Source organism: Mycolicibacterium xanthum (genome assembly GCF_019710635.1).
GTDB classification, from domain to species: domain Bacteria; phylum Actinomycetota; class Actinomycetes; order Mycobacteriales; family Mycobacteriaceae; genus Mycobacterium; species Mycobacterium xanthum.
The window spans coordinates 174,280-198,442 of the sequence record NZ_JAIFZS010000011.1 but is presented as its reverse complement, the minus strand read 5'-3'; the positions used below and the strand labels follow the sequence as shown (position 1 = coordinate 198,442).

The window sequence follows — 24,163 nt, the reverse complement described above, 5'->3', positions numbered from 1 at the left end:
GAACGGTCGAACTTTGCCGGCGACGGTCCCGCCCTGTTCAGATCAAACCGGACTGCACGACCGCGGCATCGATGAACTTCTGCACCGGCCGTGCTGTGAAGAAGCCGGTGTGTCCGCCCCGGTACCAGACGATCTCGGGCCTGCCCCAGTGCTCCCACAGCCGGATCACCTGTTCGCGGGGGTGCACCAGCCGGTCGGCAACACCGCCGTAGATGAACCGGCCCTCCATCGGCACCTTGGGCGTCAGGGCAAGCGGAGAGACCATCCTCCCGAGCGGCGCGGCCAGCTCGATGACGCGATGCCGTGGGTCGTCGTGATGGAATCCGGCGTGCCGGCCCAGCAGGTCGACCAGATCGGAGACCGGGACCCCCAGAATCGCGCATGCCAGGTCGTCGTCGAGGCTGGCGACCAGCGCCGCGACATACCCGCCCATCGAGATGCTGTTCAGTCCGATCCGCTGACCGGGTTCCTGCTCGCGGATCCACGACAGCAGTCCGCGTACGTCCCAGACCGCCTGCGCGGCGAAATGTCCGTCGTCGAGGACCTCCTCGCCGGGGAACGCCTTGCCCTTCGGCAGTCCCCGCGCCCGGGGCCCGTGCTGGGGCAGTACCGGAATCGCGACGTTGAGGCCGAAGTCGTCGTGTAGGTGCCAGGCCCGGAACAGCGTCAGATCAATTGGCGCCCTTCCCATTTCGGTTCCATGGATGCATACCAGCCACGGCCGGGGTTCGCGGTGCCGCAACATCAGCCCGTATACCCGCTCGTTGGCGGTGTAGCCGAGCCAGCGTTCCCGGCCCGGGTCGCCCTCCTGCGGGAGATAGCCGCTGGTGAAGACGAACCGTTCGTAGGAGCGGCCACGCTGGCGCACCGAATGGATCTCCATGTCGGTCAGCGGTGGCGGCGGCGCGAAGAGCAGTTCGGGATCGTCCAGCCAACCCTTGGCGCCGTAGAAGTCCAGGGCCGCGCGCACCTCCTTCTCGATCCGGTCGAAGGTCGCGCCGTCGCCGAGGGCCCGCTGCGAGCGGAGACCGATCAGCACCAGCTCGTCGCGCAACGCGTGGGTGACCAGCGCCGCCGAGGGCCGGGCCAGCGGCAGCGCGCCCTCCTCGCCGCGGAGGTAGTGCCGCCACGCCCCGGCGTAGTAGCGACCGGTTCTGGTCAGCGGCGCCAGCGCCGACTCCACCGCTGCGACAGCGGAGCGACGCCCGGGGCGGTTGGTCCGCGTTGCGGCCATCGATCAGGGGTGCGTCAACCCGGGCAAGCAGTTGACGAGTGGTATGCAGGGCGGCGGCGGGGGCGGCGGCGGACCGGGAGGCTGGCCGGCGATGATGATCGGCTTCGTCAACGGAGCGTTGGGGTCGAAGTAGAACGTATGGCAGACATTCATGTCCCAATCCGGTATTCCCGTCATCCCCGAACCGGGGCACCATAGCTGGCCGCATACGCCGTTGGCGTCGCAGGTCCCCGGGGGGCCCTCGGGCGGTGCGCACGGTGCGGTATTGGCGTTGGCAGGCGAACACACCGGGTCCGCCAGCGCGGTACCTGTTGCGATACCCAGAGCAACTGTGACACCCAGGCCACCGGTCGTGAAGGCCGCGACAGCAAAGCCGGCGGCGACGAGGGTTCGGTGCATGACAATCCTTCCTGCCACGCCTCCCCGCTGGCGAAAGTTGTGCAGATTGCGCCGGCCATCGATCTCGGCGCAGCAATCGTGCGTCTGCAATCTACTCTGTCGAGCCGCACCGTACCTGCACTTTTGCGCGCAGACCTCGAGGCGCATTACGCAAGGCCGGGCAGCGGTCAGCGGTGGCACCGTTCAGCGGTGGGAGCCGTCCTCGGGCACCTTCTCGGCGTCCTGGCCGGACACCCCGTAGAACGACGCCTCCTCGATCAGGGGCGGCGTCTCGGCGCCCGGCTCGGCCTTCGGGATGGCGATCCCGAAGGCGGCGTAGGCGAAGGAGATCAACGGGTTGATCCAGTTGAAGAACGCGAACGGCAGGTAGGCGATCGTGGTGATGCCCAGGACGCCGGAGGCGTATGCGCCGCAAGCGTTCCAGGGCACCAGCGGAGAGGTCACCGTCGCGGTGTCCTCGATCTGCCGGGACAGTGCCTGCGGTGAGATTCCCCGGCGCCGGAACTCCTCCTTGAACACGTTGCCGGTCAGCACCAGGGCAAGATACTGATCGCCGGCGACCACGTTGAGACCGATCGCGGTGCCGCCGGTGGAGGCCATCGCACCCCGGGGGCTGTTCGTGCGCCGGCGCAGCGGTTCGATCAGCTTGGCCAAGAACCCGGTGTGATTCATGATCCCGCCGAACGCCAGCGCGGCGATGATCAGCCAGACGGTGTTGAGCATGGCCGCCATACCGCCTCCGCTGAGCAGGTCGTCGACGGTCGCATTCCCGGTGTCCGAGGTGACGCCGGTCGCCATCGCATCCCAGACCCCCTTGAGCATCGCCAGCGGGGCGCTCAGTGAGTCGTCATCCACAAACGCGCGGACGACGTCGGGCTGCAGGATGATGGTCACGTGGGTGCAGACCGCTCCTCGTTGGCAGAGCGGGCCGCCGCGATCCGAGACGACGCGGTGGCGACGCTGGACGAGCTCGCCTCCGGGTCGTCGTTGTGCACGATCGCGAAGTCCGGCAACGCCTTTCCCGGCGGGAAGTACCATGAGGGCCGAGCATTCGTGGCCGGGGAGGTGTCCCGCGGCCTGCGTCGGGGACTCGACTCCGACGCGGCCCTCACGGCGGCGCGTCGGCGGTGGGAGGTAGCCGCGCCGATGGCGCGTCGCGGCGGACACGAATGGGCGGCCTACCGCGAGGGCGGTGACGACGCACTCGCCGACCTGGGCACCTGACTCCCGCTCCCCGGCCCCGGAATCGGCTCTTCAGGCCGGGCACGGCTGATCCGCTGGACCGCCGCCGCCGCACGGCGACCCGGGGCTTGTCACCCCTGCGGTGCCAGATTCTGGAGTCTTTCCAACATCTCGCGTACCCCGCTCAGCGAGTGTGCCGGCAGGAACACGTCGCAGTACGGCAGCGCCGCGGCCATCGACCCGGCCAGCGGACGGAAATCCGGTGCGGCAGCGCGCGGGTTGAGCCACGCCACCAGCGCCGCGCGGCGACGCAGCCGCGCCATCGCGCGATCGAGGTTTTCGGGCGGGTCGGCATCCCAACCATCGGAGGCGATCACGACGACGGCGCCGCGCAGCACATTGCCGTGTGGTCCGCCGACCAGGTCGGCCAGGCTGGCTCCCAGCCGGGTGCCGCCGTACCGATCGCTGACCTTGGCGTTGGCCCGGGACAGCGCCACCTCGGCGGAGCGGTGCGCCAGCACCGGCGTCAGCCGGGTCAGCGACGTCGCGAACGCGAACACCTCGGGCCGGATCGCACGGGGCCGCAGCATCACCGCCCGCATCAGGTGCAGGTAGATCGCGACGTAGGGCTGCATGGACCGGCTGACGTCGCAGAGCAGCACGATCCGGCGCGGCCGCGGCCGCGGCCTGGTTCGGGTCAACCGCAGCGTCTCCCACCCGGTGGTCCGCGACGCCCGCATGGTCGCCCGCAGATCGATGCGGGGTCCGTGATCGCACCGTTCCCGCCGCAGCGTGCGGCGCCGGGGCCAGCGCGCCACCGACTGCTCCAGCCAGCCGCCGATCAGCCGCAGGTCGTCCTCGTCGAAGTTCTCGAACGGCTCGTCGGCCCGCAGGGCGAGACGACTCGGCAGCACGTCGGGCAGCGTCACCGGGGCGTCGGCCGCGTCGGCGGCGCTGACCGACCGCGGCGGCGTCACCCAAGGCAACCCGGCGCCGTCGAGCGCCGCGCCCTCACCGGGTGCCGCATCGGGAACCGACCCGACCGCCCCGCCGGCGGTGGCTTTGCGGCTCGCCGGATCCATCCCGAGGGCCACACCGGTGAACACCGCATCGAAGACCGCGTCGAAAGCCGCAATGTCCTCGGCCCGGTTCACCAGGGTCAACCGGGCGATCCAGTACAGATCACGCCGCGTCATCGGGGTGAGCGCACCCAGCGCCGCGACGAAACACCCTGGGCCACTTGCGGAGACCACGACCCCGGCCGCCCGCAGCCGGGCCACCAGCGCCACCGCCAGGGCCGCCCTGTCGACCCCGCGCAGCAGTAGCGGTGCGGTCACTCGCGGTCCCGTTCCGCCCTCCCACCGAGGACGACCCTCAGCACGATAATCACTGCGGCCACCGCGAGCACCGCCGCCACCACGGGGCCGTACTTCTTCAGCGCGGTGCCGCCGGCGAGTTCCAGCAGGTCGATGGGCGCGGGCTCGGCCGGTGCTGGGGCCGCAGGCGCGGGTGCGGCCCCAGGCGCCGACGTGGGCCCGGTCTCCGATGCGGGCGCTGCGGGCGGCCCGGTCTGCTCGGCCGCGGGGCCCGCCAGCTTGGCCTCCAGCGAGTCGACGAACTGTCCGAGGAGTTTCTCGGACACCTGCTGCAGCATGCCGCTGCCGAACTGGGCCAGCTTTCCGACGATCTTGAGGTCGGTGTCGACCGTGACCCGGGTGCGCTCGCCGGCGTCGTGCAGTTGCGCGGTGACGGTGGCGGCAGCGTTTCCGGTGCCCCGCGCCTCCCTGCCCTTGGCGTCGATGACCGCGCGGTGCTGATCGCGGTCCTGCTCGACGAAGCGGACCTTGCCGGTGAACTCGCTGGTGACCGGCCCCACCTTGACCTTGACCTTGCCCAGTACGTCCTCGCCCTCATGTCCGGTCAGTTGCGCACCCGGCATCAGCGGGATCACCTGATCGAGGTCGTTGAGCACGTCCCACGCCTCCTCGATCGGTGCACTCACGGTGAACTCGTTGGTGATCTTCATCGATGTGTTCCTCCCTGGGTCGCCAGTGCTTCTTCGATCAGGTTGCGGTCGTCGGGGGTCTTGGCCAGCGCAGCCAGCCCGGTGGAGGCCAGCGCCTCGTCGGTCAGGTCCGCCACCCCGAGCGCCACCAGCGCGGCGACCCAGTCGATGGTCTCCGCCAGCCCGGGTGGTTTGTCGAGGTCGAGAGTGCGTGCCACACCGACGAACTGGGTGGCGTGCTCGATCAGTGCGGTGCGGGCACCGGGAACCGTGCGCCGCACGATCGCGGCGGCGCGGGCGGGCTGCGGATAGTCGATCCAGTGATACAGGCAGCGCCGGCGCAGAGCGTCGTGCAGATCACGGCTGCGGTTGGACGTCAGCACCACCACCGGCGGGACGGCGGCGACGAAGGTGCCCAGTTCCGGAACCGTGACGGCGGCCTCACCGAGGAACTCCAGCAGCAGCGCCTCGAATTCGTCGTCGGCGCGGTCGATCTCGTCGATCAGCAGCACCGGCGCGGTGGGGCCGCGATGGCGCACGCAGCGCAGGATCGGCCGGTCCACGAGATAGGTCTCGGAGTACAGGTCGGCCTCGTCGATGTCGGCGCCGCGCGCCTCGGCGAGCCGGATGGCCAGCAGTTGCCGCTGGTAGTTCCAGTCGTACAACGACTCGGCCGCCGTCAGCCCCTCGTAACACTGCAATCGCACCAGTGGCGAATCCAGCACCGCGGCCAGTGTTTTCGCGGCAGTCGTCTTGCCGACCCCGGGTTCGCCCTCGAGCAGCAGCGGCCGGCCGAGCGCGGTCGCGAGGTAGAACGCCGCCGCGGTGCCCTCGTCGAGCAGATGGTCGTGTTCATCGAAGCGTTCGATCACGTCGTCGACGTCCCGGAACACCGACGCCATCAGCAGCCGCCCGTCATGGTTGCGCCGCGGCGAACGACGACCGGCAACCGTTGCCGCAGAACCAGTACTGCCGGCCGGCGACGGACAGCCCGGCGGTGGCCGGCCCGACGACGACCGTCATCCCGCAGACCGGGTCGGTGGCCTCCTCGGCGGTCACGGGCGCACGCTCGGGCACCGTCAGGCCACGTACCCGGATCTCGGCGATGAGTTCGGCGAGCACCGACACCGCGATCTCTGCGGGCGTCCTGGCTCCGATCGGCAGCCCGACCGGGGTGTGGACCCGTTTGCGCTCGGCGTCGGACAGGTCCAGACCGTCCAGGATCGCCGCCCCCCGCACCCTGCTGGCAACCAGTCCCACGTAGCCGACGCCGGCGTCGAGCGCCGCGCGGATCGTCTCGGCCTCGGGACCGCCAAGGCTGGCGACGACCACCGCGGTCGTGCTTGCCGGGTCGTCGGCGCCGGCGTCGCGCTGCACGTCGTAGCCGACCCCGGCGCACACCGCCGCCAGCGCGTCGGCGATCGGAGTGGATCCGCACACCCGGATCAGCGGCGGCGGCATTTCGGGCTCCAGGAAGATCTCCAGGGCCCCGCCGGACAGGCACGGGTTGACCACCACGCAGGCGCCCGGTGCCTCCGGGAAGTGCACCTCGCCGTCGGGCAGCACCCGCAGCAGCACGCTCTCGCCCACCTGCAGCGCACCCAGTGCCGCCTTGCGCACCGAGTTCTGCGCGCACTGCCCGCCGACGAAACCCTCGATCGTGCCGTCGGCCAGCAGGATGGCCTCGTCGCCGGGATGCGCCGAGGCCGGGTGCTGGGCCCGGACCACCGTCGCGCGCACGAACGGCATCCGCGCACGCCGGAGTTCCTGCGCACGCTCCGCCATTCCGGTCTGCTGAATCGGCTGTCCTCCTTCTGCTTTCGGGCCCAGGCGGGCTAGATGGGCGGGGTTGCGCGCCCCTGCATCGCCTCCCACACCCGCGACGGGGTCAGCGGCATGTCCACGTGCCGAACACCGAACGGGGCCAGCGCGTCGACGACGGCGTTGACCACCGCCGGCGGTGAGCCCACCGTCGCCGATTCGCCGATGCCCTTGGCGCCGATCGGATGGTGCGGCGACGGCGTGACGGTGTGGCCCGTTTCCAGGTGCGGCACCTCCACCGCGGTCGGGATCAGGTAGTCCATCAGCGACCCGCCCAGGCAGTTGCCGTCTTCGTCGAAGGCGATCATCTCCATCAGCGCCATGCCGATGCCGTCGACGATGCCGCCGTGCACCTGACCCTCGATGATCATCGGGTTGATCCGGGTGCCGCAGTCGTCGACGGCGAGGAACCTGCGCACCTTGACCACGGCGGTGCCGGGGTCGATGTCGACGACGCAGAAGTACGCACCGTAGGGATAGGTGAGATTCTCCGGGTTGTAGCAGACCTCGGCGTCCAGCCCGCCCTCGATACCCTCGGGCAGATCGCCGGCGCCGTGCGCACGCATCGCGACGTCCTGAATGGTCACCGACGCGCTCGGGTCGCCCTTGACGTGGAAGCTGCCCTTGTCCCATTCCAGGTCGGCGACGGACACCTCGAGCATTCCGGAGGCGATGATCTTGGCCTTGTCGCGCACCTTGCGCGACACCAGCGCCGCCGCCGCGCCCGACACCGGCGTGGAACGGCTGCCGTAGGTGCCCAGGCCGAACGGGGTCTGGTCGGTGTCGCCGTGCACGACCTCGATGTCCTCGGGCGGGATCCCGAGCTCTTCGGCGACGATCTGTGCGAACGTCGTCTCGTGGCCCTGCCCCTGGGTCTGCACCGACAGCCGCACAACGGCTTTGCCGGTCGGGTGCACCCGCAGCTCGCACCCGTCGGCCATGCCCAGCCCGAGGATGTCCATGTCCTTGCGCGGACCCGCACCGACGGCTTCGGTGAAGAACGACATCCCGATGCCCATCAGTTCGCCGCGTTCGCGCCTCTGTTTCTGCTCGGCGCGCAGTTCGTCGTAGCCGATCATGTCCATGGCCAGCCGCATGGTGTTCTCGTAGTCCCCCGAGTCGTACACCCATCCGGTCTTGGACTTGTAGGGAAACTGGTCGGGTTTGAGCAGGTTTCGCAGCCGGAGCTGCGCCGGATCCATCTTCAGCTCGTCGGCCAGGCAGTCGACCAGCCGCTCGACGAGGTACACCGCCTCGGTGATCCGGAACGAGCACGCGTAGGCCACCCCGCCGGGGGCCTTGTTCGTGTACACCGCCGTCATGTGGCAGTACGCGGCGTCGAGGTCGTAGCTTCCGGTGAACACGCCGAAGAACCCGGCGGGATACTTCACCGGCGCGGCGGTGCCGTTGAAGGCGCCGTGGTCGGCGAGCACGTTCGTCCGGATGGCCACGATCTTGCCGTCGCCGGTGGCGGCGATCTCACCGACCATGATGTAGTCGCGCGCGAAGCCGGTGGACGTCAGGTTCTCGCTGCGGTCCTCCATCCACTTCACCGGCTTGCCCAGCACCAGCGAGGCCACGATCGCGCACACGTAGCCGGGGTAGATCGGCACCTTGTTGCCGAACCCGCCGCCGATGTCGGGCGAGATGATCCGGATCTTGTGCTCCGGCAGGCCGGCCACCAACGCATACAGGGTGCGGTGGGCGTGCGGTGCCTGGGTGGTCGACCACAGCGTGAGCTTGCCGGTCACCGGGTCGAGGTCGGCCACCGCGCCGCAGGTCTCCATCGGCGCGGGGTGCACCCTGGGGTACACGATCTCCTGGGTGACCACCACGTCGGCCCGGGCGAAGGCGGCGTCGGTGGCCGCGGCGTCGCCGGTCTCCCAGTCGAAGCAGTGGTTGTCGGACTTGCCCTCGAGGTCGGTGCGGATGACCGGCGCCGCCGGATCCAGCGCGCGCCGGACGTCGATGACGGGGTCGAGCGGTTCGTAGTCGACGTCGATGAGTTCCAGGGCGTCGCGGGCGGCGTAGCGGTCCTCGGCGACCACGAACGCCACCTCCTGACCCTGGAACCGCACCTTGTCGGTGGCCAGCACGGCCTGCACGTCGTTGGACAGCGTCGGCATCCAGGCCAGGCCCTTCTCGGCCAGGTCGGCGCCGGTGACGACGGCCTTGACCTTCGGATGGGCCTGTGCCGCAGACACATCGACGCCGTTGATCCTGGCGTGGGCGTACGGTGAGCGCAGGATCGCCAGGTGCAGCATTCCGGGCAGGACGACGTCGTCGACGTAGTTGCCGCGGCCGCGGATGAACCGGGGATCCTCCTTGCGGAGCATCCGCCCGTAGCCGCACGGTTTCTGGTCGTTGTCGGCGGTGTCCTCGGGCCGGCTCACCGGCCGGTTCACGGTGGTCACGCCGTCACCTCCCGTCCGGCCGGATGCTCGGCCGCCCACCGGATCGACCGGACGATCGTCGTGTACCCGGTGCAGCGGCAGATCTGACCCGAGATCGCCTCGCGGATCTCGTCTTCGGTCGGGTCCGGATTGCGGTCGAGCAGGGCGCGTGCGGTGATCATCATGCCTGGCGTGCAGAAGCCGCACTGCAGCCCGTGGCAGGCCATGAAGCCCTCCTGAACGGGGTCCAGCTTGCCGTCGACCGCAAGACCCTCGACGGTGCGCACCGCATGCCCGGACGCCATCGCAGCCAGCATCGTGCACGATTTCACCGGTTCACCGTCGACCTCGACCACGCACGTGCCGCAGTTGGAGGTGTCGCAGCCCCAGTGGGTTCCGGTCAGCCGCAACTGGTCCCGCAGGAAGTGCACCAGCAGCAGCCGAGGTTCGATCTCGGCGGTCACCGACTCGCCGTTGACGGTCATGTTCACCTGCATGTGGTCCTCAATTCCCTTGCGGTGCCGGTGCGTTCCGCACCCGATCGACGGAGGTGCGCAGGGTCCGGATGGTCAGTTCGGCGGCCAGGTGCCGCTTGTAGTCCGCGCTGCCCCGCACGTCGGACACCGGCTCGCAGGCCTGCCCGGCGGCCCGGCCCGCCTCGGCGAAGGTCTCCTCGGTGGCGGGTCTGCCCACCAACTGCGCCGCGACGTCGGCCAACGCCGCGAAATCGGGGTTCACCGCGGTCAGACCGACTCTGGCGGCGGCGATCTCGTCGCCGCCCCGGGCCAGGGTGACCTGCGCCCCGGCCGCGGCGACGGCCCAGTCCCCCACCCGTCGTTCGACTTTCGCGTAGGCGCTGGAGGTGCGGCCGCGCACCGGGATGCGAACCTCGATCAGCATCTCGTTGTGTGCCAGCGCCGTCTCGTAGGGCCCGACCGTGAAGTCGTCCATCGCGACCTCCCGCTCACCGGACGGGCCGCGGGCCAGGCAGACGGCGCCGAGCACCAGGCACACCGTGGTCAGGTCCTCGGCGGGATCGGCCTGGCACAGCGAGCCGCCGACCGTGCCGCGGTTGCGCACCACCGGGTCGGCGATCACCCGTTCGGCGTCGCGGAAGATCGGGCACACCGCCGCCAGCGGATCCGAGTCGAGCACTTCGCGGTGCCGGGTCATCGCTCCGAGCCGGACCAGCGTCGGATCGGTGATCACGTAGCCCAGTTCGGCGGCAAGGTCGTTGATGTCGACGAGGTATTCGGGGTTGGCGATCCGCAGCTTCATCATCGGCAGCAGGCTGTGCCCGCCGGCGACGATCATCGCGTCCTCGCCCAACCGGCCCAGCAGCCCGATGGCGTGGTCGACACTGTTCGCGCGTTCGTACTCGAAGGGCCCGGGAACCTGCATGTGACCGACCTCACATTCCGATGGGCTTCCCAGTCTCCGTCCCCTCGGCGGGGCCGTCAACACCGGGTTAAGCAATCACTGAAGTGGGGTCGGCGGCGGCCTCACCCGGCCGTCGTCACGGGGTGCGGTCGGCGTGGATGCGGCCGTGCGTTTCGGCCAGCGGCCGCCCAGCGCCGCCCCAGCGGCGGGCGATGATCTCGGCGGCGATCGACACCGCGGTCTCCTCCGGGGTCCGGCCGCCGAGGTCCAGCCCGATCGGGCTGGACAGCCGGCCCAGCTCCGCCTCGGTCAGTCCGGCCTCCCGCAGCCGGGCCAACCGGTCGTCGTGGGTGCGCCGGGATCCCATCGCGCCGACGTAGGCGACCTCGGGCAACCGCAACGCCACCTGCAACAGCGGCACGTCGAACTTGGGGTCGTGGGTGAGCACGCAGACCACCGTGCGCGCATCGAGGACGCCGGCCGCCGCCTGCGCCGCCAGGTAGCGGTGCGGCCAGTCGACCACCACCTCGTCGGCGGTCGGGAACCGGGCCGGGGTGGCGAACACCGGCCGGGCGTCGCACACCGTCACCCGGTAACCCAGGAACGCGCCCTGCGCCGCGACGGCGGCGGCGAAGTCGATGGCGCCGAACACCAGCATCCGCGGCCGGGGCGCGAAGCTGGCCACGAACACCTCCATGCCCTCGCCACGCCGCTGGCCGTCGGGGCCGTAGGTCAGCACCTCGCTGCGCCCGGCGGCCAGCAGCCCGCGGGCGTCGTCGGTGACCGCCGCATCGGCCCGATTCGAACCCAGCGACCCGACGGCCTCGTCGGCACGCACCACCACCCGGCGTCCGACCCGGTCCGGCGCCGGGTGCGCGATCACGGTGGCGACGGCAACGGGCCGGTGCGCCTCGATGTCCGCGGCGACGTCCGCCAGCTGCGCGAAGGTGTCCCGCGACACCGGTTCCACGAAGACATCGAGGATGCCGCCGCAGGTCAATCCGACCTCGAAGGCGTCGTCGTCGCTGACGCCGTACCGCTGCAACACCGGCACGCCGGTCGCCATCACCTCGGTCGCCAGGTCGTAGACGGCGCCTTCGACACAGCCGCCCGACACCGAGCCGCTCACGGTGCCGTCGGCGGTCACGACCATCGCCGCACCGGCCGGGCGCGGGGCCGACCGGAACGTCCGCACCACGGTCGCGACGCCGGCCACCTCGCCGCCCCGCCAGGCCGTCAACAACCCGGCAAGCACATCCCTCACACCGACCAATCTAATTGGGTCCCCGGGGCCCGTAGTCTGCTGTCGTGACACCCGCGCAACTTCGCGCCTACTCGGCCGTGGTCCGGCTCGGTTCGGTCCGCGCGGCCGCGGCGGAGCTGGGGGTGTCCGACGCCGGGGTGTCCATGCACGTCGCGCAGTTGCGGAAGGAACTCGACGATCCGCTGTTCACCAGGACCTCGGCCGGACTGGCGTTCACACCCGGCGGGTTGCGGCTGGCCAGCCGGGCCGTCGAGATCCTCGGACTGCAACGGCAGACGGCGATCGAGGTGACCGAGGCCGCGCACGGGCGCCGACTGCTGCGGATCGCCGCCTCCAGCGCGTTCGCCGAGCACGCCGCGCCCGGCCTGATCGAACTGTTCTCCTCGCGCGCCGACGACCTGTCCGTCGAGTTGAGCGTGCACCCCGCCGCCCGATTCGGTCATCTCATCGAATCCCGGGCGGTGGACGTCGCACTCGGCCCGGTCGGCGCCCACCCCGGCGGCACGCTGACCGTGCGTCCGTTCCTGAAGTACCAGATCATCACCGTGGCGGCGCCGGACAGCGCGGTGGCCGAGGGCCGTCCGACGCCGGCGCTGCTACGCGAGCAACCCTGGATGCTGGGCCCGTCGGCCGGCAGCGCCGACGGCGAGATCGGCTCGATGCTGGCCGGACTGGCCATCCCCGAATCGCGGCAGCGGATCTTCCAGAGCGACGCCGCCGCGCTCGAAGAGGTCCAGCGGGTGGGCGGTGTCGGTCTCGCCGTCGGATTCTCGGTGGCCAAGGATCTGGAGGCCGGCCGCCTGGTCCACATCACCGGGCCCCGGTTGCAGACCTCTGGCGAATGGTCGGCCGCCACGCTGGCGCCGGCCTTCCGGCAGCCCGCGGTGTCCGAGCTGATCCGGTTCATCACCACGCCCCGATGCACCCAGGCGATGATCCGCGGATCCGGTGTCGGCGTCACCAGGTTTCGACCCAAAGTCCATGTGACACTGTGGAGTTGAGGCCTCGGCCCGCCGAGCCTCGCCGATGCGGCGCTGACAACGCTCTTGCGAGACACCATGCGTGGCACATCGCCGGGATGACGTGGTTCTGCCCCTCGTGGGCCGGGGCGAATCAGCCCCCTGCTCGATATCGGCAAGACCGGCGACTTCGACCCCTGGATCAGCTTTTCTGCGAAGCCGTTCACCATCAGGCGGAACACGGGCGGGAAGTTCCACGCTGCCGGCGGTCGTCCCGCCCTGCCCGGCTGCCCGCCGCCGACGCGCCGCGACGCTCAGCGGAAGACGACCGACACGCCGGTAACGTCGTCGCCGACCACGATCGCTGATCCGGGACGGAAGGGCGGGCCATGACGGGAGTCACCGTCCTCACCGACAGTGTGGCGTGCCTGTCCCCGGAGGTGCGATCGCGGCTCGGCATCGGCGTGGTGGGGATCTGCATCAATCTGCATGGAACCCTGTACCACGAGGGTGTCGATCTGACCGCCGAGGAGTTCTACGCACAGTTCACCGACGAGATCGACCACAAGACCGCCTCGCCATCGGTGGGTGACTGGTACGAGGCGATGCAGCACGCGATCGACGCCGGCGCCGACGGCGTGCTGGTGGTCACCCTCGCGGGAAAGCTGAGCAGCACCTACGACAGCGCCCGTAACGCGGCGAAGCTGATGCGCGTCCCGACGGTCGTGATGGACTCCAAGACCGCCGCGGCCGCGGAGGGTCTCTTCGTGCGCCGGCTGGCCGAGGAGGCCCGGGCCGGGCTGACGCTCGACGAGCTGGTGACGCGTGCCGAGCGCCGGCGCGGGGGCTACCACCTCGAGTTCGTGTTGAAGGGTCTGCGGCGGCTGGCCCGCAGCGGGCGGATGCCGGCGTCGATGGCCCGCTTCGGTGACGCTGTCGATGTCAAGCTGCTGCTCACGCTCGGCGCCGACGGCAACGTACGGCTGCTCGGTGTGGTGCGAGGCATGCATCGCGGGATCGACAGGATCTACCGCCGGGTGTTGTCGGCATTCCCGCCCGGATCCCCGGGGCGGGTGGTGGTCAGCCACGCGCTGCTCGACGACGACGCCAAGCGCCTGGCCGCCCGCCTGTGCAGCGCCCGCCCCGAACTGGAGGTCGAGGTCGCTCTGTTCACCCCGGTGATGGGCGCCAGCACCGGGCCGATCATCGGCGTGGCCTGGGAAGATCCCGCGCTCACCGGCACTTGAGGCGCTGCTCGAACGCCCACTCGACGGCGCGGGTCACCGGTTCCACACCGGCGGTCTGGAACGCATGGCCCATCCGCTCGACGAGTTCGACGCGCCGCGGCTCTGAGGCCGCGTCGTACAGCTCGAGCGCCGCGCGGGCGCGGATCATGCCGTCCTGCCGGCCGTGCACGATCGCGACCGGAACCCGCAGCCGCGCGACCTGAGCCGTCGGCTGATCACCCTGCCGGAACTCCCGGGAGACCCGCGTTCCGGTCATCCACCGCATGTAGGCCCGGCCCGGCGGGGTGCGGGTCATCACCATCGCGGCCAACGCACCGACCGTCAGCACCGAACGCAGCGACGAGGGAATGCTGACCAGGACGATGCCGGCCAGCCGTGGATCGCCGACCGCGTAGGAGAGGACCGCGATCGCACCCATGGAGGCGCCGACCGCGACGACCTCGTCGACGTATCCGCGTAGGTGGTCGACCGCGATCCCGACATCGCCGGCCTCGAGCCGGCCGAGCGTGCACTCGCCGCCGGACATGCCGTGCCCCCGGCTGTCGTAGGCCAGTACGACGAAGCCCGCATCCGCCAGCGCGCGAGCCTGCTCCACCACGGCGTCGAGCCGGCGGGTCGCCGAAAAGCCATGCACCAGAACCACACCGCCGTGAACCGGTCCGCCCGGGTGGTAGACGTCGGCGAACAGCCGGGCACCGTCGACCGTCGACAACACGGCATCCTCGACGCGCATGATCACCACACCGCGATCCCGTAGGCGCACGACGGCCGGTTGGTCCGTCGCCGGAGCCACTGCACATGAGGGTGGGCACGGCGCAACCCGGCCACCACATCTTCGGGTGCGGGCGCCTCCTGATCCACGGCGACCAGCGCCCGCGTCGTGCCGGGTCCGACGAGCGCTGCCGCGGCCGCGTCCAGCGCCTCCCGGGCGGTCGCCCCGATCGCGACCAGGCCGGCCGTGCCTCTCGCCAGCCATTCGCCGACGCGAACCGTACCCAGTTCGGTTTCCGACTCACGCACCGCACGCTGGACGCGCGCGGTGCGGATCCGGTGCGACGCCCGCTCGAGTTGCGCCGCACCACTGTCGGCGTCACCGTCGAGCCCCGGGCCGACGGCCTCCAGGGCCAGCAAACCTGCCAGCATGTCGGCCGGAACCACGCGGGCGGGAACCGCCGCCAGCTCCGCAGCGCGCCGGGCCGCCGGCAGCACGTCCTTGTCGCCCGGCAGCACAACCACTTCCGACGCGCACGCGTCCAACACCCGCAGAAGCTCGCCGGTGGACGGTTTCTCGGTGATCCCGCCCAGCACGACCCGTCGTGCGCCGGCTTCGAGGTAGGCCGCCACCAGTGCGTCGCCCTCGGCCACCGCGACGATCGACACCGCACTCCCGTCAGGGGCAACGGGATGCAAGCCCCGCTCGGCTGCCGGTCGCCCGTCCTGCGGCGCGAGCAGATCGGTGATCTCGACCCCGGAGACTCCGCCGGCCTGCCGGGCTGCCGCCAGGGCGCCCACGACGTCGTCGGTGTGCACGTGGCCGCGCCAGGTGTCTCCGGTCCCGGCGATGGCCACCGTGTCGCCCAGATCCGACCAGCGCTCCCGCAGCACGCGCAGCTGGTCCTGGTCGGCGGCCAGGACACAGAGGATCTCGTAGCGACCGCCGGCCTGCTTCGCCGGGCTGCCGTCGTCGACGGTCGTCACCTGCAGCACCGGCGCCTCCGGTTCGCGGTGCGGGCGTTCCTCCCCGGTGATCGCCTCGGCCAGCGCATCCAGAAACAGGACGTATCCGAAACCGCCTGCGTCGACGACTCCGGCACGGGCCAGAGCCGGCAGCAGGTCGGGTGTGCGCGCCAGGGACCGCCAGCCCTCATCGGCGGCCGCCCGGGCGACTCCGGCCAGCGATTCACCCGCCGACGCCGCCGACCGGGCCTGCCGGGCCGCGTCGTCGGCCACCGTGAGGATCGTTCCCTCGACCGGGTCGGCGATGGCATCCCGCGCGGCCGCAGCCGCTGCGCTCAGCGCCGCCGCAAGGTCCGCTGCGCCGGCGTCGCCCGGCAGGTTGGTGACGAACCCGCGCAACCCCTGGCCGAGGATGACCCCGGAGCTGCCCCGGCCACCCAGCACCGCCCCCGTCGCCACCGCGTCGACGACGTCGCCGTCCGGCCCGGCCGTGCCGATGTGCGCCAGGACCGAGTCCAGCGTCGCCGACAGGTTGTCGCCGGTGTCTCCGTCCGGCACCGGATAGACGTTGAGCCGGTTCAGCTCCGAGCGGTGCCGATCCAGGCGGGCGGCCAACGATGCCATCGTCCGTTCGAGCGCGTCGGTGTCGAACCGGGGCGGCCTGGGCGTCATGGTGTCGAGATCCTCAGTCCGCCTTGTGCTGGTCGGCGTCATAGAGCAGCCGATCCCCATAGCACCACAGCCCGCTCCCCTCGGGCGGCCTGGCATTGCCGAGCACCCGCTTGAGCAGCATCGGCATCACGATGGCGAGGCCGAGCGCCAAACCCCACGATCCGTTCGTCACCGCGAGCACGACGACAAGCACCACATCGGCGATGAAGGCTGCCAGCCCGGTCTGGTTTGCCAGTTTCCCGATGGCCAGTGCCGCCAGCAGCAGCAGCGCACCCGGCCAGTACAGCACCGCGAGGGCACCCATGGCCGGCGACAGCCCCCTGCCGCCGGCGCCGCGGAGGAAGACCGACCAGCAGTGGCCGATGACCACCGCCGCGGCCGTGAACACCGCCACGGTGCCGTTGCCGCCCGCGAGGAAGGCGGCCAATGCGCCCTTGGCGACATCGAGACTCCCGCCGACGATCAACGGGGCCAGCCCGCCCACCCGATACAGTCCGGTGCCAGACACCGTGCCGGTGCCCACCGTACGCAGGTCCACCCCGACGAACTTGAGCGAGACGACCTGGCTGAACGGGACCGCACCGATGAGATAGGCACCCAGCACCGCGAGCGCATACATCGGCGTGAGCTCCCCTCTGTCGATACGAATGCAATTCTGCCCAACAGAATCAGACCCGGCGGTCAGATCCGGGCCGACACGCGAACGCCTCGGGTGCGCCGGAGCTCCTTTCAGGCCTTGAGTTTCAGGCCTTGAGGCTGGCCTACTGTCCGTCATCGGCCCCGGCCCGGCCTGCGCGCGGCCGCCTGACGCGCCAAGCCCAAGCCGACGCACCGACGACCGATACGGCCAACACGATCATCCACGGCCAAGCCCCGTGTCGATGGACCCAGCCGGCGATGGCGCCCTGCAACCGTCCCGCTCCGGCGATCACCGGATTCGCGGCATCACCGCCCGCAATGAACAGCTGGACCTCGTAGTAGCCGTAGTAGGCGACATACAGCCCGACGAGGATCACCACCGCTCCGCCAATGCGATTCACATGAGGCAAGATGCGCTTGATCCGTTCGGCGAGCGTTGAACTGGCGAGTGCCACCGCGACGGCCAGCGCGCCGACCACCAACGCGAACCCGCCCGCGTATGCCGCGTAGATCCATACCCGGCCGGGAGCAGAAGTGCCACCCAGGGTGGCGCCGGTCACCGCCAGGAACGGACCTACGGTGCAGGACAGCGATGCGACCGCATAACCCACGCCGTAGCCGAACATCGAACCGAGCCTCGACGTCGGCGCTCCCGATACACTACGGGTCATCCGGCTCGGCACCAGCAGCGTCAGATCACGCCCGCTGACGAGCCAGATGCCAAGCACCACAAGCACAATGCCGACTACCATGGTGACGAACGGCATGTACCGCTGGACTGTGGACGCCAGCGACACGGTCAGCAACCCAAAGGCCCCGAACACCGTGAGGAAGCCGAGGGTCATCGTCGCAGTGGCGGCCACAGCGCGTCCGACCGCGGCGGGGACGCTGTTTCCGCCGCCCCGGACCACCAGCACGAGATAGGCGGGCAGCATTGCGAAGCCGCACGGATTGAGCGCGGCCACCAGTCCGGCGGCGAACGCCAGCCCGACCAGATTTTGTTCCACCCGGCGCGGCTACTGCGTGCTGAGTGCGGAAACCCGGTTCTGTAGTTCCTGCTGCGGCATCGCGGAGGTCGGGTTGTTCACGAACGTCGACGAGCCGTCGGCGCGATAGAACACGTACGCGGGCTGCCACGGCACGTTGTAGCGCGCCCAGATGGAGCCGTCGGCGTCGTTGAGGTTTGTGAAGTCGAGGTTGTACTTCGAGACGAAGCCCTGCATCGCCGCCGGGTCGGAGCGTGCGGCGACGCCCACGAACGTCACGTCGGGGTTGGCCGCGGCCACGCTACTCACCGAGGGCGCCTCGGCGTTGCAGAACGGGCACCACGGCGTCCAGAACCACAGCACGGCGGGCTTGCCTTGCAGCGAGGCGCCGTCGAACGGCGCACCGCTGAGCGTCGTACCGGTGAAGTCGAGCCGATCGTCGGCGATCGCCGCCGGCGTACCTGTCAGCGCCAACATGAGCACGGCCGCGACCACACCTGCGGCCGGCAACAGACGTCGAAGACGATGAATCATGGCGAATCCTTCCGGCGCGCAATCTGAGCGTGGCATATGCCCAGGGTGACACTTCTGATACGAGCGCAGACGCTCAGCGGTTCACCGTCACCGAACCGAAAGAACCCGGATTGGCGCCGAGACGACCGGCGAGGGCGCGACACCCACCAGGTCGCCGCAGCGCCGCTGGTCTTTGTTCAGCTTGCACTCCTTGCTCGCATACGTGGCCCCCAACCCCTGATGAGCCGTTCGCCGACCTCTTGGGGTGTGCACGTCGGCACCTCGCCGGCCTGCCGCCAGGGCGCCCACCGCCGAAGAATTGCCTCGGGTACGGGACTTCGGCCCCTACCCGCGGGCCAGGCGCCGTGATTGCATCGAGAAACGGTGTCAGCGGCCGCAAGGCCGCCGTGCCGACGCCAAGTGGCGGGCCGTCACCGCCAGCACCGGGGTGCCGTGCAATCCGGCGGTATCGTGACAACCACAAGTGCAAGGGCGGTTGCGTTGGAGAGCTTCGACTTCCGGGGATTGCCGATCAGCTATGAGCACACCGGGCAGGGTGAGCCGGTGATCATGCTGCACAACGGCGGCTCGTCGCATGCCATCTGGGAAGAGGTGGCGAACAGACTGGCCGGCAAGTACGAGATCTTCGCCCTCGACCTGCTGGGGTTCGGCGACTCGGCCAAGCCCGGCGCGGGCTACACGTTGGACAACTACGTGGCGATGCTGGAGGAGTTCGTCAGCTCACGAGCATTGGACAAGGTCGCACTGGTGGGCAATTGCATGGGAAGCGCCATCTCGCTGGCGTTCGCCGACCGCCATCCGGACAGGGTGAAGGCGCTGGTGCTCTGCAACCCGCTCACCGAGTCGACCTTCCTGGGTGGCTGGTTGGGACCGTTCCTGTGGATACGGGAGCGGCTGCCCGCACTCAATCGGCAGGTGTACCGATTGCTCGGGCAACTCAAGCTCACCAACGGCATCGGCTCGGTCGCCACCCTGTTCCAGCTGGGGCCGCGCGGCCGGGCCCTGAAGCTGTATCGCAAACCCGAACTCGCCGGCCCCTACGCGGCTACCGGCCAGGTGGAATCGCTGCTCGGGGTGCTCGACGACCTGGAGAATTACTCGGTCATCGACAACCTCGCGCCACCGCAGGGGTTCCCTCCCATCTGCACCATCTGGGGGCTGAAGAACAAAATGGTCTCGCCCAAGGCGGGACGTCGCCTGGATTCGATACTGCACGCCGAACGCCGGGAACGGCTGCCCGATTGCGGCCACCTGCTGATGCTGGAGCGCCCGGACGAGGTCGCCTCGATCATCGATGGGTTCCTGCAGTCCGCCGTGGACACGCCGGCCTGAAATGGAGCCCTTCCCCGACGACATCTTCAACCTCGCCGACATCGTGCTGCGGGTAGCGCGCGAGGACCCGGAGCGCATCGCGGTCATCGACCTGGACGGCTGGGAGGGCCACGGTAGGCGCCGCTACCGGCGCCACACCTACGCCGAGCTTTCGGCCGACGTCGAGTCGGTCGCCGCGGGGCTGCGCGAGATGGGCATTGCCGAGACGACCCGCACCGTCTTCATGTCACCGCCCAGTTACGAGACCTGCGTCATGGGCGTGGCCCTCACGCGGGTGGGCGCCCTGTCCATCTGGATCGACCCGGCGGTCGGCTACCGCAACGTCGCCGAGCGGCTGGGACACGTGAACCCCGAGGCGTTCGTGGGCAATGCGCTCGCGCACATCGGACGGGTCACCTTCGGGTGGGGTCCGCGCACCTTGCGCAAGCTCGTGCTGACCGAAAGCCCGCTGTTGCCGGGCGGCCGCATCATCACCGGGTTTCCGCCTTTCCCCGGCGCCCGGTCGATCAGGTCGCTGCGGAAACACGCATCCGCCGAGCCGGAGTCGCCAAGCGTCGGGCCGGACGACCCCTGCATCGTCCTCTACACCACCGGCAGCACCGGGCCGGCGAAACCGACGCTCTACCGGCATCGCAACTTCTGCCAGGTGTTCCGCAACGCGCACCACAGCTGGCGCTGGGATCCGGACAACGAGGTCCCGGTGGACATGGCCGTGTTCCCCGCGTTCCTGTTCATCCCCATCAGTGCAGGCGGCACGATGGTGGTCCCGCCCATCGACTTCGCCCGGCAGGGCCCGGCCAAGGTGAATTCGGCCGCCCTGATCCAGGTCATCAACGACTGCGAGGTCGGGTCGTTTTTCGGCGCGCCGATCCTGATCGAGAACCTCGCCCGGGAAGCGCTCGCGCGCCACCTGACGATGCCCTCGCTGAAACGAGTCATCGCGGCCGGGGCCCCGATCACCGGTCCGGTCGAAGAAATGCTGAGGGAGGTCATGGCTCCCGATGGAGAGGTGGCGGCGAACTACGGAGCCACCGAGGCCATGCCGTCCACGGAGCTGGGCAGTCGCGAGCACCTGCACGGCTTGTGGGACATGACCGAGCGGGGTGCCGGCATCTGTGTGGGTGACGCCCTGCCGGGTGTCGAATTGAAGATCATCGACATCGTGGACGGTCCCATCGACTCGGTCGAGGAGACCTCGGAGCTGCCCACGGGGCGAGTCGGCGAAATCCTGGTGCGGGGCGTGCACGTGAGCCCCGAGTACTTTCTCGACCCCGATGCCACGCGCAAGAACAAGGTGCCCGACCCCCACGGGGACTGGCATCGCTTCGGGGATACCGGCTACCTCGACGCGCAGGGCAGGCTCTGGGTCTGCGGCCGGGTGTCGCAGCGGGTGAAGGCAGCCGGCGGGGATGTGTTCCCGCTACAAGTCGAGCCGCTGTTCGACGCTCACCCCAAGGTGAGGCGAAGTGCACTGGTGGGAGTGCCCGCACCAGCGGGCGAGTTGCCCGTCCTCTGTGTCGAGGTAGAGCCGGACGTCGGCAAGCACGAGTTCGCCGGCTTACACCAGGAGTTGCTCGCGCTGGCCGCGGATTGCGGGATGGGGAACAAGATCCATGCCATCCTCTTCAAGCGCAGGCTGCCGGTGGATCCGCGCCACAACTCCAAGATCGAGCGCCCGCAGCTTGCCAAGTGGGCCGCCCGGCAGCTGTAGCGACCCAGCTCCTGCAGCCAGCGCACCCGCTCTGTGGCCGAATCCGCCGCCTCTCCAGCCGCTGGCTCCGCTACGTTACGCCGCGTCGATCCCCGTCGTCGACTTCACGAAGTCGCGTTCCGCGGCAATCGACGATCGCCCATTGCCCGGGTCAGAAGAATGGGTCTAACCTGCGGTGATGACGATCGACCCGAGAACTACCGCGGTGGTGCTGATCGAGTATCAGAACGACTTCACCTCCAAGGGTGGTGCCCTACACGATGCGGTTTCCGACGTGATGGATCAGACCGACATGCTCACGAAGACCCGTGCGGTGGTGGACACGGCGCGCAAGGCCGGCGCCACCGTCATGCATGCCCCCATCACCTTCACGGCAGGCTACAACGAGATAACCAACCATCCGTACGGGATCCTCAAGGGCGTCGTCGACGGCCGTGCGTTCGTCAAGGGGTCCTGGGGTGCAGCGATCGTCGACGAATTGGCACCCGCCACAGGCGACATCGTCGTCGAGGGCAAACGCGGCCTGGACACCTTCGCCAGCACGAACCTGGACTTCATCCTGCGCAGCAAGGGCATCACCACGATCGTGCTCGGTGGATTCCTCACCAACTGCTGTGTGGAATCCACCATGCGCACCGGCTACGAAAACGGTTACCAGGTAATAACATTGAGCGACTGTGTCGCGGCAACCTCCGTCGAGGAGCATGAAAACGCACTCAAGTACGACTACCCGATGTTCTCCCGGTCGATGACCGCCGACGAATTGATCGACGAACTCACCCAGTGAGCCGCGGTGCATCCAGGCTGGCGCTTTCCCTTCTCACGTCCCAAGTGTTCGGCTTTCGTCGGTTTGCCCTCGGCGTAGCGGCGCGCGGTCCGGTACGGGGTGGCCACCGCCAGCCGCACCGGGTTGGCGCAAAGCGCGCGCCGGATCCGAAGTTGTTCTGACACGCCCGATCCTGAACTCACCCGGCCGAGTCGGGACCGAGTGCATCGACCGCTTCACCGACCGACGTGAACAGGCGGCCCTCGCCGATCCGGGCGAGCAGACCACTCCTGGCCAGGCTGGCGCGGACCGGCGCATTGGTTCTCGCCATGGCAAAGCACACCCCGCGGCGGTCGAGTTCGTCCAGCGCGGCGGCCAACACGCGGGCGCCCGTGTAGTCGAGATCGGTCATTCCGATCGCGTCGAGCACCAGTAGCCGGGGTGGTTGCCCCGAGCGTTCGAGCGCATCGGTCAGTTGGCTGCGGAAGTGAGACGCATTGGCATACCACAGCGGCGTGGCGAACAGCACGACCAGGATTCCGGGGACCTCGGCCGGCTCGTCCGTGCCGTCGAGCGGAGCCCAGCTGGTGGTCGACGGTATGCGGCCCAGGATCTGCAGGTGCGGACGGGCGGTGAGGCGTGCGCGGTCGAGGATGGCCAGTACCACAGCCACCGCGATGCCCTGCTCGACTCCGACGAGTGACACCGTGAGCAGGGTGATCACCGCCAGTCCTAATTCGACTCGGTTGTAACGGGCGATTTCGATCAGGTCCCGCACGGGGAAGATACGGGTGGCGATGAAGATCAGGATCGCGGCCAGCGTCGCCACCGGCAGGTCGTCGAGCAGGGCGAGTGCGGGGACCAGCAGGATCAGACCGGCGGCGGCAACCAGGCCGGTGAGCTGGGTTCGCCCGGATGCCGCGACCACCGCGGCGGTTCGTGGCGGGCTCGCGTTCACCGGGAAGGCCCCGAAGAGACCCGCGACGACGTTGCCGGCGCCGACGCCGACGAAGTCGCGGTTGACGTCCACCCGACGGCCACGCCGGTCGGGGAACGCACGGGTGGTCGCGGCCGTCTGACTGACGATGACCAGGGCGACGACAGCGGCGATCGGAGCCACCTCGCCCAGCGCCGACCACGAAAACCCTTGCAGTCCCAGCTGTGGTGCGCCGTGCGCGACGGCACCGAGCACCGGCACCCCGCGGGTGTCCAGGTCCAGCCACCGGACCAGGACCGTCGAGCCGATCAGTGCGGCCAGTGCCGCGGGCAACCGGCGGTCCACCAGGTCGGCGGCCACCACGAGGATGAACACGCCCGCGCCGATGCCCAGAGCCCAGCCGTTGAGCATGTGCAGGTCGTCGACCAGGACGCGCACCCGGTGCACGGTGCTGCCGCCGGCGTCCGGAAGGCCCATCAGGTCGGGCAACTGATGCACGACGATGATCACCGCGACTCCGCCCAGGAATCCACTGATGATGGGCACCGACAGGAATTCGGCGACCCACCCCATCCGCAGGAAGCCGACCACCGCCACCAACACCCCGACCGTCACCGCGAGGATCCCCACCAACCCGACGTAGTCGGCTGACCCCGTCGCGGCCAGCGCCGCCACGCCGGCCGCGAACAACGGGGCGATGGTCGAGTCGGCACCGACCGACATCCTCGGGTTGGACCCCAGCACCGCGAAGACCACCGAGCCGGCGATGAAGGCGCAGAAACCGGTGATCGGCGGCATGTCGGCCAGCCGCGCGGTGGCCAGCTGTTCGGGCACGGCGATCGCCAGCAACGTCAGCGCCGCGAGAACGTCGCCGAGCACCCATGACGGCCGATAGCCACGCAACGACGGCAACAGCATCGACCCATGATCGCAGCCGATCGGGGCGCGGCCATCAGCGAACGTCCCGGCAGTTCGTCGTGCGCGGCCAGCCAACCGCGCAGCGCACCGGACACACGGCGGTCAGA

General features: G+C 69.8%; 22 protein-coding genes. 6 read left to right on the top strand and 16 right to left on the bottom strand.

Features of this window, described 5'->3' with window-relative positions:
* Positions 1 to 37: 37 nt before the first annotated feature.
* Both JDV09_RS07095 and JDV09_RS07090 read right to left on the bottom strand, forming a co-directional pair.
* Positions 38 to 1,234: an alpha/beta hydrolase family protein gene (locus JDV09_RS07095; protein ID WP_255604937.1), complete on the bottom strand. Its 1,197-nt coding sequence runs from the start codon at positions 1,232 to 1,234 to the stop codon at positions 38 to 40.
* 582 nt (positions 1,235 to 1,816) lie between these two features.
* Entirely contained in the window at positions 1,817 to 2,527 is a 711-nt protein-coding gene (locus tag JDV09_RS07090; protein WP_308124041.1) for a Na+/H+ antiporter NhaC family protein, read from the bottom strand.
* On the opposite strand from JDV09_RS07090, the gene JDV09_RS27225 reads away from it, so the two are divergent.
* Positions 2,528 to 2,857: a hypothetical protein gene (locus JDV09_RS27225; RefSeq protein ID WP_221368402.1), complete on the top strand. Its 330-nt coding sequence runs from the start codon at positions 2,528 to 2,530 to the stop codon at positions 2,855 to 2,857.
* An 89-nt stretch (positions 2,858 to 2,946) separates the two neighbouring features.
* Here the strand turns inward: JDV09_RS27225 and JDV09_RS07080 are convergent, their stop codons facing one another.
* The 8 genes from JDV09_RS07080 to JDV09_RS07045 form a co-directional block, all read right to left on the bottom strand.
* On the bottom strand, positions 2,947 to 4,152 hold the full coding sequence (locus JDV09_RS07080) for a vWA domain-containing protein (protein ID WP_221368401.1): 1,206 nt from the start codon (positions 4,150 to 4,152) through the stop codon (positions 2,947 to 2,949).
* On the bottom strand, positions 4,149 to 4,841 hold the full coding sequence (locus JDV09_RS07075; protein WP_221368400.1) for an SRPBCC family protein: 693 nt from the start codon (positions 4,839 to 4,841) through the stop codon (positions 4,149 to 4,151). The genes JDV09_RS07080 and JDV09_RS07075 overlap by 4 nt, the downstream gene beginning before the upstream one ends.
* Positions 4,838 to 5,722, bottom strand: a complete 885-nt coding sequence (locus JDV09_RS07070; RefSeq protein ID WP_221368399.1) for an AAA family ATPase — start codon at positions 5,720 to 5,722, stop codon at positions 4,838 to 4,840. The genes JDV09_RS07075 and JDV09_RS07070 overlap by 4 nt, the downstream gene beginning before the upstream one ends.
* A gap of 13 nt (positions 5,723 to 5,735) precedes the next feature.
* Positions 5,736 to 6,605, bottom strand: a complete 870-nt coding sequence (locus JDV09_RS07065) for an XdhC family protein (protein ID WP_221368398.1) — start codon at positions 6,603 to 6,605, stop codon at positions 5,736 to 5,738.
* Between the two features lie 50 nt (positions 6,606 to 6,655).
* A complete protein-coding gene (locus JDV09_RS07060; protein WP_221368397.1) occupies positions 6,656 to 9,055 on the bottom strand; it encodes an aerobic carbon-monoxide dehydrogenase large subunit in 2,400 nt (799 codons plus the stop codon).
* Positions 9,052 to 9,531: a (2Fe-2S)-binding protein gene (locus JDV09_RS07055; protein ID WP_221368396.1), complete on the bottom strand. Its 480-nt coding sequence runs from the start codon at positions 9,529 to 9,531 to the stop codon at positions 9,052 to 9,054. Before JDV09_RS07055 ends, JDV09_RS07060 begins: the two co-directional genes overlap by 4 nt.
* Positions 9,532 to 9,538: 7 nt before the next feature.
* Positions 9,539 to 10,435 (bottom strand): FAD binding domain-containing protein, encoded by an 897-nt coding sequence (locus tag JDV09_RS07050; RefSeq protein ID WP_221368395.1) that lies wholly within the window; start codon positions 10,433 to 10,435, stop codon positions 9,539 to 9,541.
* A 115-nt stretch (positions 10,436 to 10,550) separates the two neighbouring features.
* Positions 10,551 to 11,678, bottom strand: coding sequence for an XdhC family protein (locus tag JDV09_RS07045; protein ID WP_221368394.1), 1,128 nt, complete (start codon positions 11,676 to 11,678; stop codon positions 10,551 to 10,553).
* Positions 11,679 to 11,722: 44 nt separating this feature from the next.
* On the opposite strand from JDV09_RS07045, the gene JDV09_RS07040 reads away from it, so the two are divergent.
* Complete coding sequence (locus tag JDV09_RS07040; protein WP_221368393.1) at positions 11,723 to 12,679, top strand: LysR family transcriptional regulator; 957 nt, start codon at positions 11,723 to 11,725, stop codon at positions 12,677 to 12,679.
* A 347-nt stretch (positions 12,680 to 13,026) separates the two neighbouring features.
* On the top strand, positions 13,027 to 13,884 hold the full coding sequence (locus tag JDV09_RS07035; RefSeq protein ID WP_221368392.1) for a DegV family protein: 858 nt from the start codon (positions 13,027 to 13,029) through the stop codon (positions 13,882 to 13,884).
* On the opposite strand, the gene JDV09_RS07030 is transcribed toward JDV09_RS07035, so the two are convergent.
* The 5 genes from JDV09_RS07030 to JDV09_RS07010 all read right to left on the bottom strand — a co-directional run bounded on the left by JDV09_RS07030 (position 13,871) and on the right by JDV09_RS07010 (position 18,392).
* Entirely contained in the window at positions 13,871 to 14,617 is a 747-nt protein-coding gene (locus JDV09_RS07030) for an alpha/beta hydrolase (RefSeq protein ID WP_221368391.1), read from the bottom strand. The genes JDV09_RS07035 and JDV09_RS07030 overlap by 14 nt on opposite strands.
* A gap of 2 nt (positions 14,618 to 14,619) precedes the next feature.
* The gene (locus tag JDV09_RS07025) at positions 14,620 to 16,233 is read right to left on the bottom strand and encodes a DAK2 domain-containing protein (RefSeq protein WP_221368390.1); all 1,614 of its coding nucleotides are present in this window, start codon (positions 16,231 to 16,233) and stop codon (positions 14,620 to 14,622) included.
* 13 nt (positions 16,234 to 16,246) lie between these two features.
* Positions 16,247 to 16,852, bottom strand: coding sequence for a glycerol-3-phosphate acyltransferase (locus JDV09_RS07020; RefSeq protein ID WP_221368389.1), 606 nt, complete (start codon positions 16,850 to 16,852; stop codon positions 16,247 to 16,249).
* 142 nt (positions 16,853 to 16,994) lie between these two features.
* Positions 16,995 to 17,879, bottom strand: coding sequence for a cytochrome c biogenesis CcdA family protein (locus tag JDV09_RS07015; RefSeq protein ID WP_221368388.1), 885 nt, complete (start codon positions 17,877 to 17,879; stop codon positions 16,995 to 16,997).
* Between the two features lie 9 nt (positions 17,880 to 17,888).
* Positions 17,889 to 18,392 carry a disulfide bond-forming protein DsbE gene (locus JDV09_RS07010; protein ID WP_221368387.1) on the bottom strand — a complete coding sequence of 168 codons (504 nt, stop codon included), beginning with the start codon at positions 18,390 to 18,392 and terminating at the stop codon, positions 17,889 to 17,891.
* Between the two features lie 480 nt (positions 18,393 to 18,872).
* Between JDV09_RS07010 and JDV09_RS07005 the strand changes: the two genes are divergently transcribed.
* The 3 genes from JDV09_RS07005 (at position 18,873) to JDV09_RS06995 (ending at position 22,222) form a co-directional block, all read left to right on the top strand.
* A complete protein-coding gene (locus JDV09_RS07005; RefSeq protein WP_221368386.1) occupies positions 18,873 to 19,724 on the top strand; it encodes an alpha/beta fold hydrolase in 852 nt (283 codons plus the stop codon).
* A 1-nt stretch (position 19,725) separates the two neighbouring features.
* A complete protein-coding gene (locus JDV09_RS07000) occupies positions 19,726 to 21,435 on the top strand; it encodes a fatty acid CoA ligase family protein (RefSeq protein ID WP_221368385.1) in 1,710 nt (569 codons plus the stop codon).
* Positions 21,436 to 21,613: 178 nt separating this feature from the next.
* Positions 21,614 to 22,222, top strand: a complete 609-nt coding sequence (locus JDV09_RS06995) for a cysteine hydrolase family protein (protein ID WP_221368384.1) — start codon at positions 21,614 to 21,616, stop codon at positions 22,220 to 22,222.
* A gap of 178 nt (positions 22,223 to 22,400) precedes the next feature.
* Here JDV09_RS06995 and JDV09_RS06990 read toward each other — a convergent pair whose 3' ends face one another.
* The gene (locus tag JDV09_RS06990) at positions 22,401 to 24,056 is read right to left on the bottom strand and encodes a SulP family inorganic anion transporter (RefSeq protein WP_221368383.1); all 1,656 of its coding nucleotides are present in this window, start codon (positions 24,054 to 24,056) and stop codon (positions 22,401 to 22,403) included.
* Positions 24,057 to 24,163 lie beyond the last annotated feature (107 nt).

Coding starts and splice junctions, on each gene's coding strand:
- JDV09_RS07020 (WP_221368389.1), bottom strand. CDS start 16,852: ATGTATGCGCTCGCGGTGCTGGGTGCCTATCTCATCGGTGCGGTCCCG.
- JDV09_RS07025 (WP_221368390.1), bottom strand. CDS start 16,233: ATGACGCCCAGGCCGCCCCGGTTCGACACCGACGCGCTCGAACGGACG.
- JDV09_RS07075 (WP_221368400.1), bottom strand. CDS start 4,841: ATGAAGATCACCAACGAGTTCACCGTGAGTGCACCGATCGAGGAGGCG.
- JDV09_RS07055 (WP_221368396.1), bottom strand. CDS start 9,531: ATGCAGGTGAACATGACCGTCAACGGCGAGTCGGTGACCGCCGAGATC.
- JDV09_RS06995 (WP_221368384.1), top strand. CDS start 21,614: ATGACGATCGACCCGAGAACTACCGCGGTGGTGCTGATCGAGTATCAG.
- JDV09_RS06990 (WP_221368383.1), bottom strand. CDS start 24,056: ATGCTGTTGCCGTCGTTGCGTGGCTATCGGCCGTCATGGGTGCTCGGC.
- JDV09_RS07050 (WP_221368395.1), bottom strand. CDS start 10,435: ATGCAGGTTCCCGGGCCCTTCGAGTACGAACGCGCGAACAGTGTCGAC.
- JDV09_RS07035 (WP_221368392.1), top strand. CDS start 13,027: ATGACGGGAGTCACCGTCCTCACCGACAGTGTGGCGTGCCTGTCCCCG.
- JDV09_RS07070 (WP_221368399.1), bottom strand. CDS start 5,722: ATGGCGTCGGTGTTCCGGGACGTCGACGACGTGATCGAACGCTTCGAT.
- JDV09_RS07000 (WP_221368385.1), top strand. CDS start 19,726: ATGGAGCCCTTCCCCGACGACATCTTCAACCTCGCCGACATCGTGCTG.
- JDV09_RS07010 (WP_221368387.1), bottom strand. CDS start 18,392: ATGATTCATCGTCTTCGACGTCTGTTGCCGGCCGCAGGTGTGGTCGCG.
- JDV09_RS07030 (WP_221368391.1), bottom strand. CDS start 14,617: ATGCGCGTCGAGGATGCCGTGTTGTCGACGGTCGACGGTGCCCGGCTG.
- JDV09_RS07065 (WP_221368398.1), bottom strand. CDS start 6,605: ATGGCGGAGCGTGCGCAGGAACTCCGGCGTGCGCGGATGCCGTTCGTG.
- JDV09_RS07095 (WP_255604937.1), bottom strand. CDS start 1,234: ATGGCCGCAACGCGGACCAACCGCCCCGGGCGTCGCTCCGCTGTCGCA.